Source organism: Sporosarcina sp. NCCP-2716 (assembly GCF_023707985.1).
GTDB lineage: Bacteria > Bacillota > Bacilli > Bacillales_A > Planococcaceae > Sporosarcina.
Map to the genome: position 1 here is coordinate 132,891 of NZ_BRCF01000003.1, position 15,517 is coordinate 148,407.

Annotated in this window: 17 protein-coding genes; all 17 read right to left on the reverse strand. The window is 55.9% G+C overall.

Annotation, left to right across the window (positions count from 1 at the left end):
• Positions 1 to 27 precede the first annotated feature (27 nt).
• Positions 28 to 825 carry a septum site-determining protein MinD gene (gene minD / locus NFU03_RS06405; protein ID WP_251637140.1) on the reverse strand — a complete coding sequence of 266 codons (798 nt, stop codon included), beginning with the start codon at positions 823 to 825 and terminating at the stop codon, positions 28 to 30.
• Position 826: 1 nt separating this feature from the next.
• Positions 827 to 1,510: a septum site-determining protein MinC gene (locus tag NFU03_RS06410; protein WP_251637142.1), complete on the reverse strand. Its 684-nt coding sequence runs from the start codon at positions 1,508 to 1,510 to the stop codon at positions 827 to 829.
• A gap of 27 nt (positions 1,511 to 1,537) precedes the next feature.
• Positions 1,538 to 2,059 carry a rod shape-determining protein MreD gene (mreD, locus tag NFU03_RS06415; RefSeq protein WP_251637145.1) on the reverse strand — a complete coding sequence of 174 codons (522 nt, stop codon included), beginning with the start codon at positions 2,057 to 2,059 and terminating at the stop codon, positions 1,538 to 1,540.
• Positions 2,056 to 2,949 carry a rod shape-determining protein MreC gene (mreC, locus tag NFU03_RS06420; protein ID WP_251637147.1) on the reverse strand — a complete coding sequence of 298 codons (894 nt, stop codon included), beginning with the start codon at positions 2,947 to 2,949 and terminating at the stop codon, positions 2,056 to 2,058. The genes mreD and mreC overlap by 4 nt, the downstream gene beginning before the upstream one ends.
• 19 nt (positions 2,950 to 2,968) lie before the next feature.
• The gene (locus tag NFU03_RS06425; protein ID WP_251637149.1) at positions 2,969 to 3,985 is read right to left on the reverse strand and encodes a rod shape-determining protein; all 1,017 of its coding nucleotides are present in this window, start codon (positions 3,983 to 3,985) and stop codon (positions 2,969 to 2,971) included.
• Between the two features lie 89 nt (positions 3,986 to 4,074).
• Complete coding sequence (gene radC, locus NFU03_RS06430) at positions 4,075 to 4,773, reverse strand: RadC family protein (RefSeq protein WP_251637151.1); 699 nt, start codon at positions 4,771 to 4,773, stop codon at positions 4,075 to 4,077.
• Positions 4,770 to 5,375: a Maf family protein gene (locus tag NFU03_RS06435; RefSeq protein WP_251637152.1), complete on the reverse strand. Its 606-nt coding sequence runs from the start codon at positions 5,373 to 5,375 to the stop codon at positions 4,770 to 4,772. Before NFU03_RS06435 ends, radC begins: the two co-directional genes overlap by 4 nt.
• 96 nt (positions 5,376 to 5,471) lie before the next feature.
• Positions 5,472 to 6,149, reverse strand: a complete 678-nt coding sequence (locus NFU03_RS06440; RefSeq protein WP_251637153.1) for a hypothetical protein — start codon at positions 6,147 to 6,149, stop codon at positions 5,472 to 5,474.
• Between the two features lie 86 nt (positions 6,150 to 6,235).
• Complete coding sequence (locus NFU03_RS06445; protein ID WP_251637154.1) at positions 6,236 to 6,991, reverse strand: prepilin peptidase; 756 nt, start codon at positions 6,989 to 6,991, stop codon at positions 6,236 to 6,238.
• Positions 6,988 to 7,719 carry a hypothetical protein gene (locus tag NFU03_RS06450; RefSeq protein ID WP_251637155.1) on the reverse strand — a complete coding sequence of 244 codons (732 nt, stop codon included), beginning with the start codon at positions 7,717 to 7,719 and terminating at the stop codon, positions 6,988 to 6,990. Before NFU03_RS06450 ends, NFU03_RS06445 begins: the two co-directional genes overlap by 4 nt.
• Complete coding sequence (locus NFU03_RS06455) at positions 7,703 to 8,461, reverse strand: PilN domain-containing protein (RefSeq protein WP_251637156.1); 759 nt, start codon at positions 8,459 to 8,461, stop codon at positions 7,703 to 7,705. The genes NFU03_RS06450 and NFU03_RS06455 overlap by 17 nt, the downstream gene beginning before the upstream one ends.
• Positions 8,445 to 9,425 carry a type IV pilus biogenesis protein PilM gene (gene pilM, locus NFU03_RS06460; RefSeq protein WP_251637157.1) on the reverse strand — a complete coding sequence of 327 codons (981 nt, stop codon included), beginning with the start codon at positions 9,423 to 9,425 and terminating at the stop codon, positions 8,445 to 8,447. Before pilM ends, NFU03_RS06455 begins: the two co-directional genes overlap by 17 nt.
• A gap of 52 nt (positions 9,426 to 9,477) precedes the next feature.
• Entirely contained in the window at positions 9,478 to 9,915 is a 438-nt protein-coding gene (locus NFU03_RS06465; protein ID WP_251637158.1) for a prepilin-type N-terminal cleavage/methylation domain-containing protein, read from the reverse strand.
• A 121-nt stretch (positions 9,916 to 10,036) separates the two neighbouring features.
• Positions 10,037 to 11,248, reverse strand: coding sequence for a type II secretion system F family protein (locus NFU03_RS06470; RefSeq protein ID WP_251637161.1), 1,212 nt, complete (start codon positions 11,246 to 11,248; stop codon positions 10,037 to 10,039).
• Positions 11,249 to 11,250: 2 nt separating this feature from the next.
• Positions 11,251 to 12,288: a type IV pilus twitching motility protein PilT gene (locus NFU03_RS06475; protein WP_251637460.1), complete on the reverse strand. Its 1,038-nt coding sequence runs from the start codon at positions 12,286 to 12,288 to the stop codon at positions 11,251 to 11,253.
• Positions 12,289 to 12,301: 13 nt separating this feature from the next.
• Positions 12,302 to 13,963: a GspE/PulE family protein gene (locus NFU03_RS06480; protein WP_251637164.1), complete on the reverse strand. Its 1,662-nt coding sequence runs from the start codon at positions 13,961 to 13,963 to the stop codon at positions 12,302 to 12,304.
• 24 nt (positions 13,964 to 13,987) lie between these two features.
• Complete coding sequence (locus NFU03_RS06485) at positions 13,988 to 15,487, reverse strand: VanW family protein (protein WP_251637166.1); 1,500 nt, start codon at positions 15,485 to 15,487, stop codon at positions 13,988 to 13,990.
• Between the last annotated feature and the right edge of the window lie 30 nt (positions 15,488 to 15,517).

The window sequence follows — 15,517 nt, forward strand, 5'->3', positions numbered from 1 at the left end:
ACCGGGAAGGCACAGAGGATCGGATGATTATTTCTTGAACAATGATTTCAGCTTGCCGAAGAAACCGGGCTTGCCCGTGTCGATCGACATGAGCGGTACGGATTCTCCGAGGATCCTGCGGGCGATGTTGCGGTAGCCGAGCGCCGCCGGGTTATTCGGGTCCATGACGACAGGCTCGCCTTTGTTCGAGGAAGCGATAACGTTCTCATCGTCCAGCACGATGCCGAGCAGGTCAATCGACAAGTGCGACGTAATGTCGTTAACGTCCAGTGTATCGTCGGAATTCATGAGCGAGCGGCGGATCCGGTTGATGATCAGTTTCGGCGGCTCGATATCTTCCTGTTCGAGCAGGCCGATGATCCGGTCGGCGTCGCGCACCGCGGATATTTCCGGAGTCGTGACGACGATCGCCCGGTCTGCACCCGCAACCGCATTTTTGTAGCCCTGCTCAATGCCTGCGGGGCAGTCGATCAGTATATAATCATAGTCCCGCTTCAGTTCGGTGATCAGGTCTTTCATCTGCTCCGGTGTGACGGCGTTTTTGTCGGTCGTCTGTGCAGCCGGCAGCAGGAACAGGCGGTCTTCGAATCGCTTGTCCTTGACGAGCGCCTGCTGGATGCGGCAGCGGCCTTCGATGACGTCGACCAGATCGTAGATGATCCGGTTCTCGAGACCGAGGATGACGTCGAGGTTCCGCAGACCGATATCAGTATCGACCAGGCACACTTTCTTCCCTTGAAGGGCCAATGCAGTGCCGAGGTTCGCTGACGACGTCGTTTTCCCGACGCCGCCCTTTCCGGATGTTATGACAATTGCTTCTCCCACATTAGCTCCCCCCTTTGAATGTTGACAAATTCGGACGCAGCAGTCTCAAGTCCTGCAGACGGTCGATTGCGATGAAACCGTTCGAATGCAAATAGGCGCATTCCATTTCCGGCTGCTCCGACAAAATAGCAAGTTCATCGGTCATCGTCTCCATCTGGTCCGCGATGATGAGATGGGTCGCTTCGAGCCAGGAAGCGGCGATCACCGCTTCCCGGTTGCCGGTGTTGCCGGCATGTGCCTTCCCTTTCAGACGGCCGAGTATGTAGATGCTCCCCGCCGCGGAGACATAGCCGTTCGGGTTGACGTCCCCGATGACGACGAGATCGCCTTTCGCCCGTACTTCCTGACCGGAACGGACGATGCCGATATACGTCTCGGACTGCTGTTCACGGATGCGCTGGTTGCACTCTTCCACCGTGATGACGTCACTTTGAATCTTTGAAACTCGCAGCTGTCCGGCAGACTGCACCGTCTGGATGATCTCCTTCATCGCCGCGTCACTGCAGTAGCGGTGGCCGGTGTGGATCTTCACTTCGACCGCACCCTCGAGCCCGGGATCCTGCGTCTTGCGGCCAAGTTCCTCGAGCAGGTCGGCGTACGCACACTGATCGTCCAGCCGAAGGACCAGTCCGTCCTTTGTCCCTTTTATAGTTACCAATTGGTGTTTCGGTTGTTGTTTTGGCACAAGCCTCACCCGCCCCTATCGCGTAAATTACATACCGATCTGCTTCTCTATGACTCGTTTGTACAGCCAGTTATGGAACAGCCAGCCGAACAGCAGGATGAAGACCGAGTTTGCAATTACGGTCGGCACGAGCCGTGTTGTCAAAAAGGCATCGAAGCCGATTGACGTCAGCGCAATGAGACTGGCGAACAGATACGACATCACCTCAAGAAAAATGATCATGACGAGCGACAGGCCCATCACGGAAAAGATGGAGCGATGGACATGCCGGATGATGAAGGCCGCCAAGAAACAAATGAGCGGATAGAGAAACGTATATATCCCAATAATATCAATGTGGTACATATCATACAAGAGGCCGAAGACCAAACCGTAAATTATTGTGTTCCGCCGGCCGTAATAGGACGCAAGAAACACGAAATAGACGATCAGGAAACGCGGGACGAGCGTATACCGCATCCCGCCCAGTTCAATCGGCGAGAACAGGCTGAACACCGGTTCCAGAAAAAACAAAACGACCGCAATCAGAGGGATAAGGAAACGGGTCATGAGCCTTCCTCCCCCTCTGCTGCAGACGCATTCTCCGAATCGGTCCCTTGTGCGGTCTCTGACTGCCGTTTTGCCACCATGACATGATCGAGCATCGAGAATTCGGCTGCCGGCCGTACATAGGCAAGCTTCGTCAGACCATAATCATCCGTCGACACTTCCGTCACTTCACCGATCAGCAGACCTTTCGGGAAAATCCCGCCGAGTCCGGATGACATCACCTTCTGGCCGACTTTCACGTCCAGGCTCGAATCGATCCGTTTCATGATCAGTTCGCCGCGTTCCGGGTCAAACCCTTCCATCAGACCGAAAATATCTTTTTTGCCGGGGATCATCGCGGATACCCGGAAGTTCTGGTTCTCCGTCGACAGCAGCTCGACCGTAGCTGTCGTCTTCGTCACGAGGACGACTTTGCCGATGAGACCGTTCGCCGTGATGACGGCCATGTTCCGCTTCACGCCTTGACTTTCGCCTTTATCGATGATGATTTTCTCTTCCCACTGGTCCGGGTTCCGCGAGATGACGGTCGCCTGGACAGGATCGTAGGCACGCAGGTCTTCCTGTTTGTCGACAATCTTACGAAGACGTTCGTTCTCCTCTTTCATATCCGCGAGTTTCACTTCGTTCGAGGCGTACTCGGTCAGACGGGCCTTCAGTGTCCGGTTTTCTTCATATGTATTCAGGATTCCATCGATATCATCGAAAAAGCCGGTGATGGCATGCGCCGGTTTTGAAAACAGGGACTGTCCAAAACCGACCACATCTTTCACCATTTTTTCGGGGAGGTTGGCGCTCTGCCGGTCTTTCAGAGAGAAAGCTATCAATGCCACCAGGACGATGACACCCACGAGCAGTAAAATTAATCGTTTGTTCGAAAAAAATCGCGGCATTGCCGATATCCTCCCTCAATTATTTCGCTTGCATTTTTTTGATCACGTCGAAGTTATCGAGGGCTTTGCCTGTCCCGATTGCGACACAGTCAAGCGGATCCTCGGCGATGAACACCGGCATATTGGTTTCGTCAGAGATGACCTTGTCGAGGTTGCGCAGCAGTGCGCCCCCGCCTGTCAGAACGATTCCGCGTTCCATGACATCCGCGGACAGTTCCGGCGGTGTCGTCTCAAGTGTCTTCTTGACGCCGTCCACGATCTGCAAGAGCGATTCGCGTAGAGCTTCGACGATTTCATCCTGCGAGATTTCGAGCGTCTTCGGCAGGCCTGTCAGCAGGTCGCGTCCGCGGATCTCCATCTTCTCAGCCGTTTCGACAGCGCTTGCCGATCCGATCTCAATCTTGATGGCTTCCGCCGTGCGTTCACCGATCGTCAGGTTATACGTCTTGCGGATGTAGCTGATGATCGCCAAATCCATTGTATCCCCTCCGACACGGATCGACTCGCTCGTAACGATGCCGCCGAGTGAGATGACTGCAACTTCAGTCGTACCGCCGCCGATATCGACGACCATGCTGCCGGTAGGTTCCCAGACTGGCAGGTTTGCACCGATTGCAGCTGCGAACGGCTCCTCGATCGTATACGCGTCTTTCGCGCCTGCCTGGCGTGCTGCATCGATGACTGCACGCTGCTCGACGGACGTGATGCCGTATGGCACGCAGATCATGACGTTCGGCTTCTTCCATGCGCCGCCCGATGCTTTCGTCGCTTCTTTCATGTAATGCTCGATCATTGCTGTCGTAATGTCGAAATCGGCAATGACGCCGTCTTTCATCGGACGGGTCGCGACGATGGAGCCCGGCGTCCGGCCGATCATATTTTTCGCAGCGCTTCCGACTGCGACGATTTCATTTGTCATCGTATTTTTCGCAACTACGGAAGGTTCCCGCAGGACAATGCCTTTTCCTTTGATGAATACCAACGTATTGGCGGTGCCGAGGTCAATCCCGACATCTCTCGCTCCTAGTCCAAACAAATCCGTTCTTCCTTTCTGCTGTACCGTTTTATGAGTCTTGATAAAAGCATACACCATAGTATAACGGAAAGGCGAACAAATTCACAGTGTCACATGTACCCTTTCTCTTTAAGTGAGATATAGCGCTGATCGCCAATGATGATATGATCCAGCAGGTCGATGCCCATCAGCTCCCCCGCCTCCGTCAGCCGTTTCGTCACTTCAATGTCCTCTGGCGACGGGGTGGCGTTGCCGGACGGATGGTTGTGCGCGACGACGAGCGACGCCGCCGAGCGCTTCACCGCTTCGCGGAAAATTTCCCGCGGGTGAACGATCGACGAATTCAGGCTGCCGATGAAGATTGTCTGCTTGTGCAGCACTTCGTTTTTGACATTCAAAAACAGCACGACGAAATGCTCCTGGTTCAGCTTCGACAGATCGGTCATCAAGTACGCAGCCGCGTCCTCCGGCGACTTGATGACGTATCGGCCGTCCTGGGCGACGGAGTAGATCCGTTTGCCGAGTTCGGCGGCGGCCATGATCTGCACCGCTTTCGCGTCACCGATCCCTTTGACGGCCGTCAGTTCCTCGATCGAGACGTCGCGCAAGTCCTGTATTTTGTCGAATTCGGACAGCAGCTTGTTCGCGAGGACGAGCACCGATTCGGTCCGGGAACCTGTCCGCAGCAGGATTGCGACGAGTTCCTGGTTGGAGAGGCTCGCAGCCCCCTGGCGCGTCATGCGCTCGCGCGGCCGGTCGGCGAAGTGGATATCACGGATCATGAGCGTATCTTTGTAGTCTGCCGTCATGGGAGCGCCTCCCCGTGCAGCCGGATGATGTTTTGACCGCGCAGTACTTGAGCAAGTTCCGCAATCGGCAGGCCTACGACGTTATCATAGTCGCCGCTGATTTCCTGGACGAGCAGGCCGCCCGCCGTCTGGATGCCGTAGCCGCCCGCCTTATCGAGCGGATCTCCTGTTGCGGCGTAAGCTTCGATGAGTGCGGCGTCAAGCTCCCGGAACGTCACGTCGGTTGCTGTCGTGAATTGGAGCGCTGAATCGTCCTTAAGGATTGTCACACCTGTTATGACACTGTGAGTCTGTCCCGACAACTCTGTCAGGAACCGCGCCGCTTCCGCAGCGGATTCCGGCTTCGGGAACACCTTTCCGTCAAGCGCGACCACTGTATCGGCACCGATGATGACGGATCCCGGGTGGTCTGCAGCCAGTGCGGACGCCTTAAGGGACGACAGCCGCCCCGCATAAGTTTCCGGACTTTCCGACTTTTCGATCGGCGGCTCATCAGCTCCGCTCGGGATGACAGTGAAGGGAACACCGAGTCTGCCAAGCAATTCCTTCCTCCGCGGCGAAGTGGATGCAAGTATAATTGTTTCGTTTGTCACAAATAACATCAGGTAACGCCTCCTTTGCCCCATCTTACGACACTTATCAGGCAAAGAAAATTGTCACGGAAAACGGATAATGCCGATTTGGCACTGTTTCTGACGTCAAAATTGGAGTTTGACACAGTCACCCGTCTCCGCGTAATGGGCGATGACATGCATGCGGATGACACTCATATTGTCCGTGAACGCAGTGATGGCGGTCATCTGCTCGACGAACGGATCTTTCTTACCGCGGTCCGCGGACTGTTTCCGCTGGTTGATCAAATCCTGGATTTCGGAAATTTTCTTCGCCTGCATCACTGCCTGCACAAGCTGCCCTTCCCCGTTCGTACAAGCGAGCGGCGTTACAGATACTGTTTTCCGGAATGACCCTTCCGCGCCCGCCGGGTCCGCATCCTGTTCAGTGAGCCCAAGCGCGCTCCAGACATAGAACTGGCTGTCAGCTTTGACGACCGCTGCGGCAGGCACCTGTTCTTCCGTCACGAAGGAAGCCGCCGATTCCTTGGATGAAAAAACCCCGTGCTGACGGGCGTACATCGTGACGGCAGCGCCGAGCGCCGGCTTTTCTTCAGCAGTTTTCCCGCCTTCTCCCGATGCACCGTTCTCGCTCGCCGCCGGACCGCTCGCCGGAACTTCCGGATCCGCCGTCGCTGCAGCATCCGGTTTCTCGGTTTTCATCAAAATGAAGCCGACGACAGCGACGGCAATGATGCCGAGCAGCACCCCTTGTCCGAGCGCCAGCATGATCGTCAGTTTGGAATATCTCTTTTTAAAGTTCATGTCCATCCCCCCATATCTTCATCGTAGCAGGGAGAACGCAAAAAAGAACAAGACTCCTGTCGTCTTGTTCGGAAGAATTGTTCGACTTAAGTAAACAGTGTCAGATACCATCCGACAAGTGCATCCCCTGCAAAATAGCAGATGACGGCAGCCGCGGCGATCGACGGACCGAACGGCACCGGTGTCTTGCGCCCCTGCCCGGTCCTCCTTAAATGGATAATCCCGGCAATCGAGCCGATCAGCGCCGCGAGGAACAGTGTCAGCAGCGTCAATTGAACGCCGAGCACGAGACCGATGACGAAGAACAGCTTGATGTCCCCGCCGCCCATGCCGCCTTTCGATACAATCGCGACGAGCAGCAGGATGCCAAAACCGGCGGCCGCCCCGAGCACGCTGTCCCACCACGGAGTGAGCGGACTGAAGATCCGCAGCAGCGCAAGCAGGATGGCCGCCGGCAGCAGGATTTTATCCGGAATGAGCATGTAGGCGATGTCCGACACGGTGATGATGACGAGCATCGAGAGGAACACGAGGGCAACAGCGAGTTCGACGGTGAAGCCGAACTGCACATACGCCAGCGCGAACAGCCCGCCGGTGATGAACTCCATGAATGGATAGATCGGGCTGATCTTCGTCCCGCAGCCACGGCATTTGCCGCGAAGCACGACGTAAGACAGTACGGGAACGAGATCAGGCAGCGTCAGCCGGCGGTCGCACACCGTGCAATGGGACGGCGGCGACACGATCGATTCCTTTTTCGGCACTCGGAGGCCAACGACGTTGTAGAATGAGCCGAACACCGTCCCGTAGATGAAGAACAGCACAGCCCAGACGGCCGTCATTCGCTATCCTCCTCACCCGCACGCGCAGTCGGGTCTTCCTTGCCGGCAGGATCGGGTGCGTCGAGTTTCGGCACATCCGGCAGCAGTCCCGTCAGATCCGGACGGTAGAACGCCTGGAATGACACGGTCAATTCGAGCGGCGCCGCTTCCTCTGTCTGTTCAAGCAGCTCATCCGGCGGTGTCAGTTCGATCGTCTGGACGATGAAGATCCGTCCCATCTGTTCCACTTCGCGGATGAACCGGTCGATTGATTTGTACGATTCGGCAGACAATTCGACATCGATTGTGACGCGGCGCAATGCCGCTTCCGGCGATTCTGCTGCCGCGTCGATTGCTGTTCCGTCAGTTGTTTCATCAGGAGTTGCGGCCGGGTCCGTCATTTCCAGGCCGGCATCGTCTTTCGTGAACTGGACGTCGCGGATCGCAGCGCCCGATTTCACTTCCGCTTTCTCAAGCTGGACGACGAGCAGTTCCTCAAGAGGAATGACCGGGACTTTTTGCTGGAGAGGCCGAGAACTGGACGACACGTCTTCCGGTTTTGCCGCGAGCTGGCGCTGGAGTTCGAACAGAACTTCGCGCTGGTCGGCGAGCGATGACACGACCCGTGCATTGTCTTCTTTAGCAGGAGCGTACATCCGATACCAGCTGTATGCTGCGATCACTGCGAAGAAGATGATCGACAAGACGAGGAGTGTGAGATCTTTTTGGCGTTTAGTCAGGCTGCGCATCGGATCCCTCCTCTTCTGAAGTGTCAGGTGAAGTCTCAGGGACCGTACCGTCCGCTGCTGGTTCTTCCGAAGCCGGCTCTTCAGCAGCAGGATCAGTCGCCGCATCATCCACCGGAGTCTCAGCGTCTTCCGGGACGGCCGGGGCTGTCCCGTCAAGCGTCGCACGCGGATCGGTGAAGAAGATCGTGTACGTCGCGATATAGCGCGGCAGCAAGCGGCGCACGGTCGTTTTGCTGCCGGTTGCCGTCTCCTCTGTTTCTTCGATCTCTTCCGTTGCGATCGACTCGATGGAAGCTGTCTCGACGGACTCTGACGCGAGGATACGGGTCAGATAATAGGCGGCTTCGGCCTTCTGGTCGAACTGGATTTCGACAGTCGCCTGGTGAGGCGCTGCGAATGCGAAAGACCGGAAGAATCCGCGGCGCGGCAGCTGTGCGGTCAGGTCTTCCAGCAGAGGAGCCGTCGCATAGCGGAAATCCTCCGCCCACTGCACACTCGCTGCCAGCCGGTCGACCGCCTGGGCGTTATCGGAACGGTTCAGCCGCTCACTCAGTTCAGTCTGCTGCTCTTGCAGCTTTGTCAGCTGTCCGTCGAGACGCTCGGTATCCGCCGTCATACTGCGGGTAAGCAGATAGAAAACGAGCCAGAAAAGAAGAGCCGCGCCAATGATGACAAGCGCGGCATACAGGAGATTCGAGCGCTCCCTCTCTTTTTCCGGCAATAGGTTAATGTCGACTAGCATGAGGCACCTCTTTCAGCGCAAGTCCGATCGTCCGGTTGAACGATGCCGGTACCGAGCCGCCGGTTGTAAATGGCAGCGGCTCCGGCAGCAGCGGACTCGCCGTAACATTCAGCCGTTCCCCGACGAGCGCCAGCAGTTCATCCATCGAAGCATACGGCCCATTGATGAGCAGATGAGTGATCGTCGCACCGCCGTTCCACAAGTTATATCGATAGAAATTGACGAGTTTCTCCAGCTCCTGCACGATTGCCCGCGGAGACAGCAAAGACGACGAAGCCGGCAGATCCGTTTCCGTCAGGCTGATATCCGCCGCGCTCTCCAAATCGACCGGGCGCATGAACAAAGGGTAGTGCTCGTGAAAGATCGAAACGACGAGCTTGCCCGCCGTCAAGTCCGCCAGCAATACATGCTCATCCCCGGTGAAGCGATGTTTCTCGTGCGCGAGCCGGTACAGCGCGAGCGGCGCAATGTCCGCAACGAGCGGATCGAACTTCGCCGCTTCAAGTGCCTGCTCGTACCCCGTCAGCACACTTTCCTTCGAAGCGATTAGGATTGCTTCATTCGACTCGGTATTCGGCAAATACGGCACCACGTCAAAAACCGGATCATCGAACGGCAAATAGATCGACGACCCGATTTCTATGAAAAAGTGCCCTTTCAGTTCATCTTCCATCACGTCTTCCGGATACGGCACTTTCCGGATCATCACATATGTATCGGGCGCAAGGAACTGGACACTGCGTTTCGCAATGCCCCACTCCTTCGCAAGCCCGTCAAGCACGGACACCAGCCCCGCCGGATCCACGACCCGCCCGTCATGCACCACATTCGGCGCAAGCGGCACTTCGACCGCTTCCTCGACAGCCAGGTCATCCCCCGCCTTCAGTTTCACGTAGCGGACGGCGTCTTCTTCAATTGTAATCGAGACCGGCCGTTTCGGGCGGGAGATGAATGGGATTTGCATGGGTTGGCTCCTTGTTGAGAAGTTTAAAGAATTTTTTTCTTATTATAAAGTATTAAATATCGCTTGACTTAACTGTCGTTCCATCTTCAGTTTTTTTACTGATATCTTTACTAGTTGCATCTTTGAACGTCACTTGTTTCTTACCATTAGCACCTGTTCCAGTTATCTGGTTACCACCACTAACTTTTTTCACAGTAGTGTTTTCATCAATCTTAAATGAACCTGCATCTTTAATATAACCATCATCACTTAATTTTTTAAGTGTAATAGGTCCAGCTTCATCTGAGTTCTCAGCGAAGTATAAGTTAGAAGCTGATAGTATCGTTTGGGCATCTGCTTTAATAGCTTTAACCCGACTATTATCAATAATATTCCCAATCGCCGGTACAGCAATCGCTGCGATGATACCCAAAATGACAATAACTGCGAGCAATTCGACGAGCGTCAGGCCCTTTTCGTTCTTGAGTTTCTTCTGAAGAAATTTCTTCAATGTGTTCTCCTCCTTAGTGTACTTGCTTTTGTTCTTACTGTCAGTATATCAAAAGTTCCAGAGAAGTACACCAATTTCTCTAGTAATCTAGGTTTTTTCTCTCTTAGCGGAAACTTTTATCCTATAAATTATCGATCTGATTAAATAGATCGAACATCGGCAGCAAGATTGCGAGTACTATAGTCCCGACTAGACCTGCAAGCAAGACGATCATGATCGGTTCGATTAGCGCTTTCAGCCGCTCTGTCGAGGCGTCTACCTCACTTTCATAGAAATCGGCGACTTTCGCTAGCATGGCGTCAAGTGATCCGGTCTGTTCCCCGATCGCGATCATGTGCGGAATGAGCGGCGGGAATGCCCAGTGGCCTTCCATCGGCTCGGTGAGCGAACCGCCGCGCTCCAATGATTCGCGCGATCGGGCGAGCACGTTCTTCACGACTTCGTTGCTGACGACGCGTTCTGTCATGGACAGCGACTGCAGGATTGGCACGGAGCTCGAAAACAGGGAGCTGAGCGTTCGGGTCAGCATGGCGAGCACCGATTTTTTCGCGATATCACCGAAAACCGGAATCCGCAACAGGATCGTATCTAGCAGCAGCTTGCCCCGCGGGTTTGTCCGAAGCAGATAGAAGCCGACAGCGATTGCTGCGAACAGCATGACAAGTACATACCAATACGTCAGCGCAAAATCACTAGCCGACATGACGAAGCGGGTCAGCAATGGCAGTTCGCCGCCGACGCTGTCGAACAGGTCGACGAACATCGGCACGACGAATGTCAGCAGGAAGATGACGACCCCTATTGCGACGATGCCGACGACGACCGGGTATGACAGCGCGGACATGACTTTCTGACGTGTTTTGTACGCTTTCTCGTAATGGACAGCCAGCCGGTCGAGTGATTCGTCGAGCGTCCCGGAAAGCTCCCCCGCCCGGATCATGTTGATGACGAGCGGTTCGAACGCTTTCGGGTGCTTCGCGAACGAGTCCGACAGCGCGCCGCCAGTCCGCAGGTCTTCATTCACCTCGGTAAGAATTTTCTTGAACTGTTTGCCGTCGACCTGGAGGGAGAGGATACGGATCGATTCGACGATCGTGACACCTGCCCGCAGCAAAGTCGAAAACTGGCGCAGGAACATGATGAAATGCTGGCGTTTGACCGGTTTGCCGAGCTGGATGTCTTTCGTCAGCGTCGTTTCGGCCTGTTCCGTCAGGTTCTTCACCCGTATACCTTCCCGCTTCAGTTTCAAGGCAGCTTCCCGTTTATTGTCGGCAACGATGACGCCTGTGCGGACAGACCGCGCGTCGCGTCCGTCGTACTTGAAGCGCGCCACGGTTACGATTCCTCCGTAAGGAACGGCTCGGCAGTATCATAGGAGATCAGTCCATTGTCGAGAAGCTCTTTCACGGACGCGTTCATCATATGCATGCCCATTGCCCGGTTCGTCTGGATGACGTTCGGGATTTGGTGGACCTTCTCTGAACGGATCAGGTTCGCGACGGCTGCGTTGTTGATCATCAGCTCGGTCGCTGCCCGTCGCCCTTGCTGATCGGAAGTCGGCAGGAGCCGCTGCGACAGGACGGCTGTCAGCACACCAGCGAGCTGGACGCGGATCTGCGCCTGTTGGCCGTGCGGGAAGACGTCGATGATCCGGTCGATCGTCGACGCGGCACTCCATGTGTGGAGCGTCGCGAGAACGAGGTGGCCGGTTTCGGCAGCGGTGATCGCCGTCGAAATCGTCTCGAGATCGCGCATCTCTCCGACGAGGATGACGTCTGGATCTTGCCGCAACGCCGCGCGCAGTCCGTCCGCGAACGTATCGGCATCGAATCCGACTTCACGCTGATCGATGATGCTCGCCTTATGATGATGCATGTACTCGATCGGGTCCTCGAGCGTCAAAATGTGCTTTCTCGAGGTTTCATTCAGATAATCGATCATCGAAGCGAGTGTCGTCGACTTACCGGAGCCGGTCGGGCCTGTCACGAGGATGAGACCTTGTTTTGTCTCCGCAAGCGTCTTCAAGATGCCCGGCATCTGGAGCGACTCAATGGAAGGGATGTCAGTCGGAATCGTCCGGAATGCAAGCGACGTCACGCCGCGCTGCTGGAATGCGTTGACCCGGAAGCGTGCAGCTCCAGGGACTTCATAGGAATAATCGATCTGACCGCGCTCCCGGAACTCGGCGAACAGTTTCTCCGGCACGGTCGCTTCGGCCGCCGCCATTGTGAACTGTTCGTCGATCGGCTCCGTGCCGTACCGTTTCAAGTCCCCGTTGATACGGAAGACGGGCGGCGAATCGATCGTCAGATGGACGTCCGACGCGTTCAGCTCCACCGCTTTCCTCAGCACGTTATCGATCTGTTCTTTCATCATGACTCCCCCCCTACTCCGGCAGTGCGACGCGGAGCACTTCTTCCGTCGTCGTCAAGCCCTGTTTCACTTTGTCGAGCCCGTCATCGATGAGGAAGACGGTGCCGCTATTGACCGCCGCTTCGCGCATCTTTGCAGGTGTCGAGTGGCTGTTGATCAAGTCCCGCATCGCGTCATCGATGATGAGCACCTCATGGATCGCGACCCGTCCCCGGTAGCCCGTCATGTTACACGCAGCGCAGCCCGGCCCCCGGTTCACTTCGTCGATCGACATGCCGCGTTTTGCAAAGATCTCCTGTTCCCGCGTAGAGGCCGGCATCTTGCGGCCGCAGTCGCGGCACACTTTCCGGATGAGCCGCTGGGCGACAATTGCGTTCAGCGAAGCCGTCACAAGGAACGGTTCCACGCCCATATCGAGCAGCCGTGTGATCGACGCGACCGAGTCGTTCGTATGGATTGTGCTGAGAACAAGATGGCCCGTCAACGACGCCCGGATCGCGATCTCGACCGTGTCCCGGTCGCGGATCTCCCCGACCATGACGATGTCCGGATCCTGCCGAAGGATCGAGCGGAGTCCGGTTGCAAACGTGAGCCCGACGTTCTGGTTCACTTGGATCTGGTTGACGCCGGAGAGCTGGTACTCGACCGGGTCTTCCACGGTGATGATGTTCACTTCTTCATTGTTGAGCCGGTTGAGTGCGGCGTACAGCGTCGAGGATTTACCGGACCCCGTCGGCCCGGAGATGAGCACGATGCCGTTCGGCCGGCCGATCTCCTCCAGGAAGCGGTCGAGGTTCAGCGGACTGAACCCGAGCTTCTTCAAGTCGCTGAGTGAGCTGCTCAAGTCGAGGATACGCATGACAATCTTCTCCCCGAAAATGGTCGGAAGCGTCGAGACCCGTAAGTCGATCGGACGGAAGTCGATCGTCGTCTTGATTCGCCCGTCTTGAGGAAGCCTCTGCTCCGTAATATCCAAGTTTGCGAGAATCTTGATGCGTGCTGTCAGCATTCCCTGCATATGCTTCGGCAAAACACGCTCCGTCTTCAACATGCCGTCCAGCCGGAAGCGGATGAGCAGTTCATTCTCCTGCGGATCGAGGTGGATGTCGCTCGCCTTCTGTGTGACAGCCGACACCATGAGCTGGTTGACGAGCCGCACGACCGGTGAATCGAGATCGGTCAGCTCTTCCTGCTGCTGTTGAGCCTTCTCCTCCGGCTGGTCGATGAAAATGTCCTCGAATGATTCATCTTCATAATACTTTGAGATTGTCCGCAGAATATCGTCCTTCGACGCGATTGCCGTTTCGATATGGAAACCGGTCGACAGTCGCAGATCCTCAATCGTCAAGTAATCCATCGGGTCGCTCATCGCGACGAACAGCCGGTCGCCGTCCGTCTTCAAAGGAACGAGGAGATTGCGTTTCGCGAACTCCTTTGGCACGATATTGAACAGCTTCGGGTCGAACGGGTAGCGGAACAGGTTGATGTGCGGGATGCCGAGCTGGAACTCGAGCACTTCGATCAGCTGCTGTTCCGTAATATAGCCGCGTGCGAGCAGCGCATCGCCGAGCCGCTGATCGCGAGGTTTCTCGGCCAGCGCCGTGTCGAGCTGACTGGATGTGATCAATCCTGACTCGACGAGCAGATCGCCGAGCCGTTTACGAGGTGTTGCCATGACTGTTCTCCTCCAAACTGCAGATTACTTGATGAGATTGCCGCCTTTGTCGTAAATATGTCCGTCGCTTTCCGGTTTTGTCGACGGCTTGCCATTCAAATTGCCGACAGCGTCATCCGGATTGCCTGACGGCGGCTTGCTGCCTGATGCGTTGTTGCCCCCGTTACCTGAGCCAGTGCCTCCTGAAGGCGGTTTGTTCGATGTATTTCCATTTTGGGATTCATTTCCGCCGGATGAATTGCCGCCGTCCGTGTTTCCGTTGGTCGAGCCATCACTAGTCGAACCTGTGCCATCATTAGCCGTTCCGTCAGTCGAAGGCTGTCCGTCTGTCCCTGTACCGTCTGAACCGGCAGAGCCGTCACCAGTTCCAGTTTCCTGTTCCGGGCGGGCCAGCGCATGCTCTTCCACACGGGCTACCGGCGCATAGAAGTCCTCGGAAACTGCTTCGATGTTCAGCACTTCCCCGTCTTCCACGACTTTCCGCTGCACGATCACTTCCAAGCCGTCCTTGCCCTTCTCCAGCTCGTCCACCCTGCCTACCGCAAAATCACGGTTATATTGGATGGTCGTCTTCGGCTTGAACGTATTCGTCTCCGCCACGTAAGGTTCATACGCAAAGCGGAGCGGCAGGCCTACAATCGAAACGTGCAGAGCGCCGTCACTCCACTTGGAGCGGATCATATAGGAAGTATCGTTCGGATTGGTCACTTTGAGATCGAGGCCGAGCTGCCGGTTGACAGCTGCTTCGAACCCAGGTTTCACCCCGTCCAGCAATTCCGTCCGGATTGACCGGTCTTCCACCCAAAAATTCGTTTTAAGTGCTGCTTCGTATAGCGCAGAAGCGACCAATGTCAGCTCATCATCCGCGACAAGACCAGGCTCCGTCTCCTCGGTGAATGCCAGGAGAGAAAATGGCTGTTTCGGTTCCAGCACGTGGCCATCGAGCGCTTCAACAATGTCCATCATGGGAACTGAGAATCCATCGACAGCGAGTTCTGCGGATGCAATCGCCGAAGTCGGCTGGCTCGACTCTAAGTAGTCCGCAAGGTGGACAGACTGCGGCATGATGCCCGAGGCAAGCTTGTCGCTGATTCCCTGCGCCAAAGCGGTGATCTCCCCGTCACTGAGCGTCAACATTGGCAGTTCCTGCTTCAACAATGCCCGCAGACCGTCTTCGCTTACAGTTGCGAGGAGTGGATTTTCCGCTTCCGTTTCCGCCTGATCGACCGTCGCGGATGGATTGTACTCAACAAGATCCGCAGGCAGTGGAATCTCCGTATCCTGATAGACCAGATCGGCCTGCAGATTATCCTGCATGCCGAGCAGGTCGGACGTCAGCTTGATCTCAGCTTCCCGGCTCGTCTGGTTCGACAGATCGAACGGCCCCGCGTATGTATGATCGCCGAAGCGCTTGCCGAACAGCCATTGGTCCGCAGCAAACGAACCGGCAGACGCCACGCCAAACAGCAGCAGCGACACGCCCAATATACTTATGAAATACTTACCAATTGTCCGATTGCCCACGTTCCGCAAGCCTCCATTCCCATTCTCTCA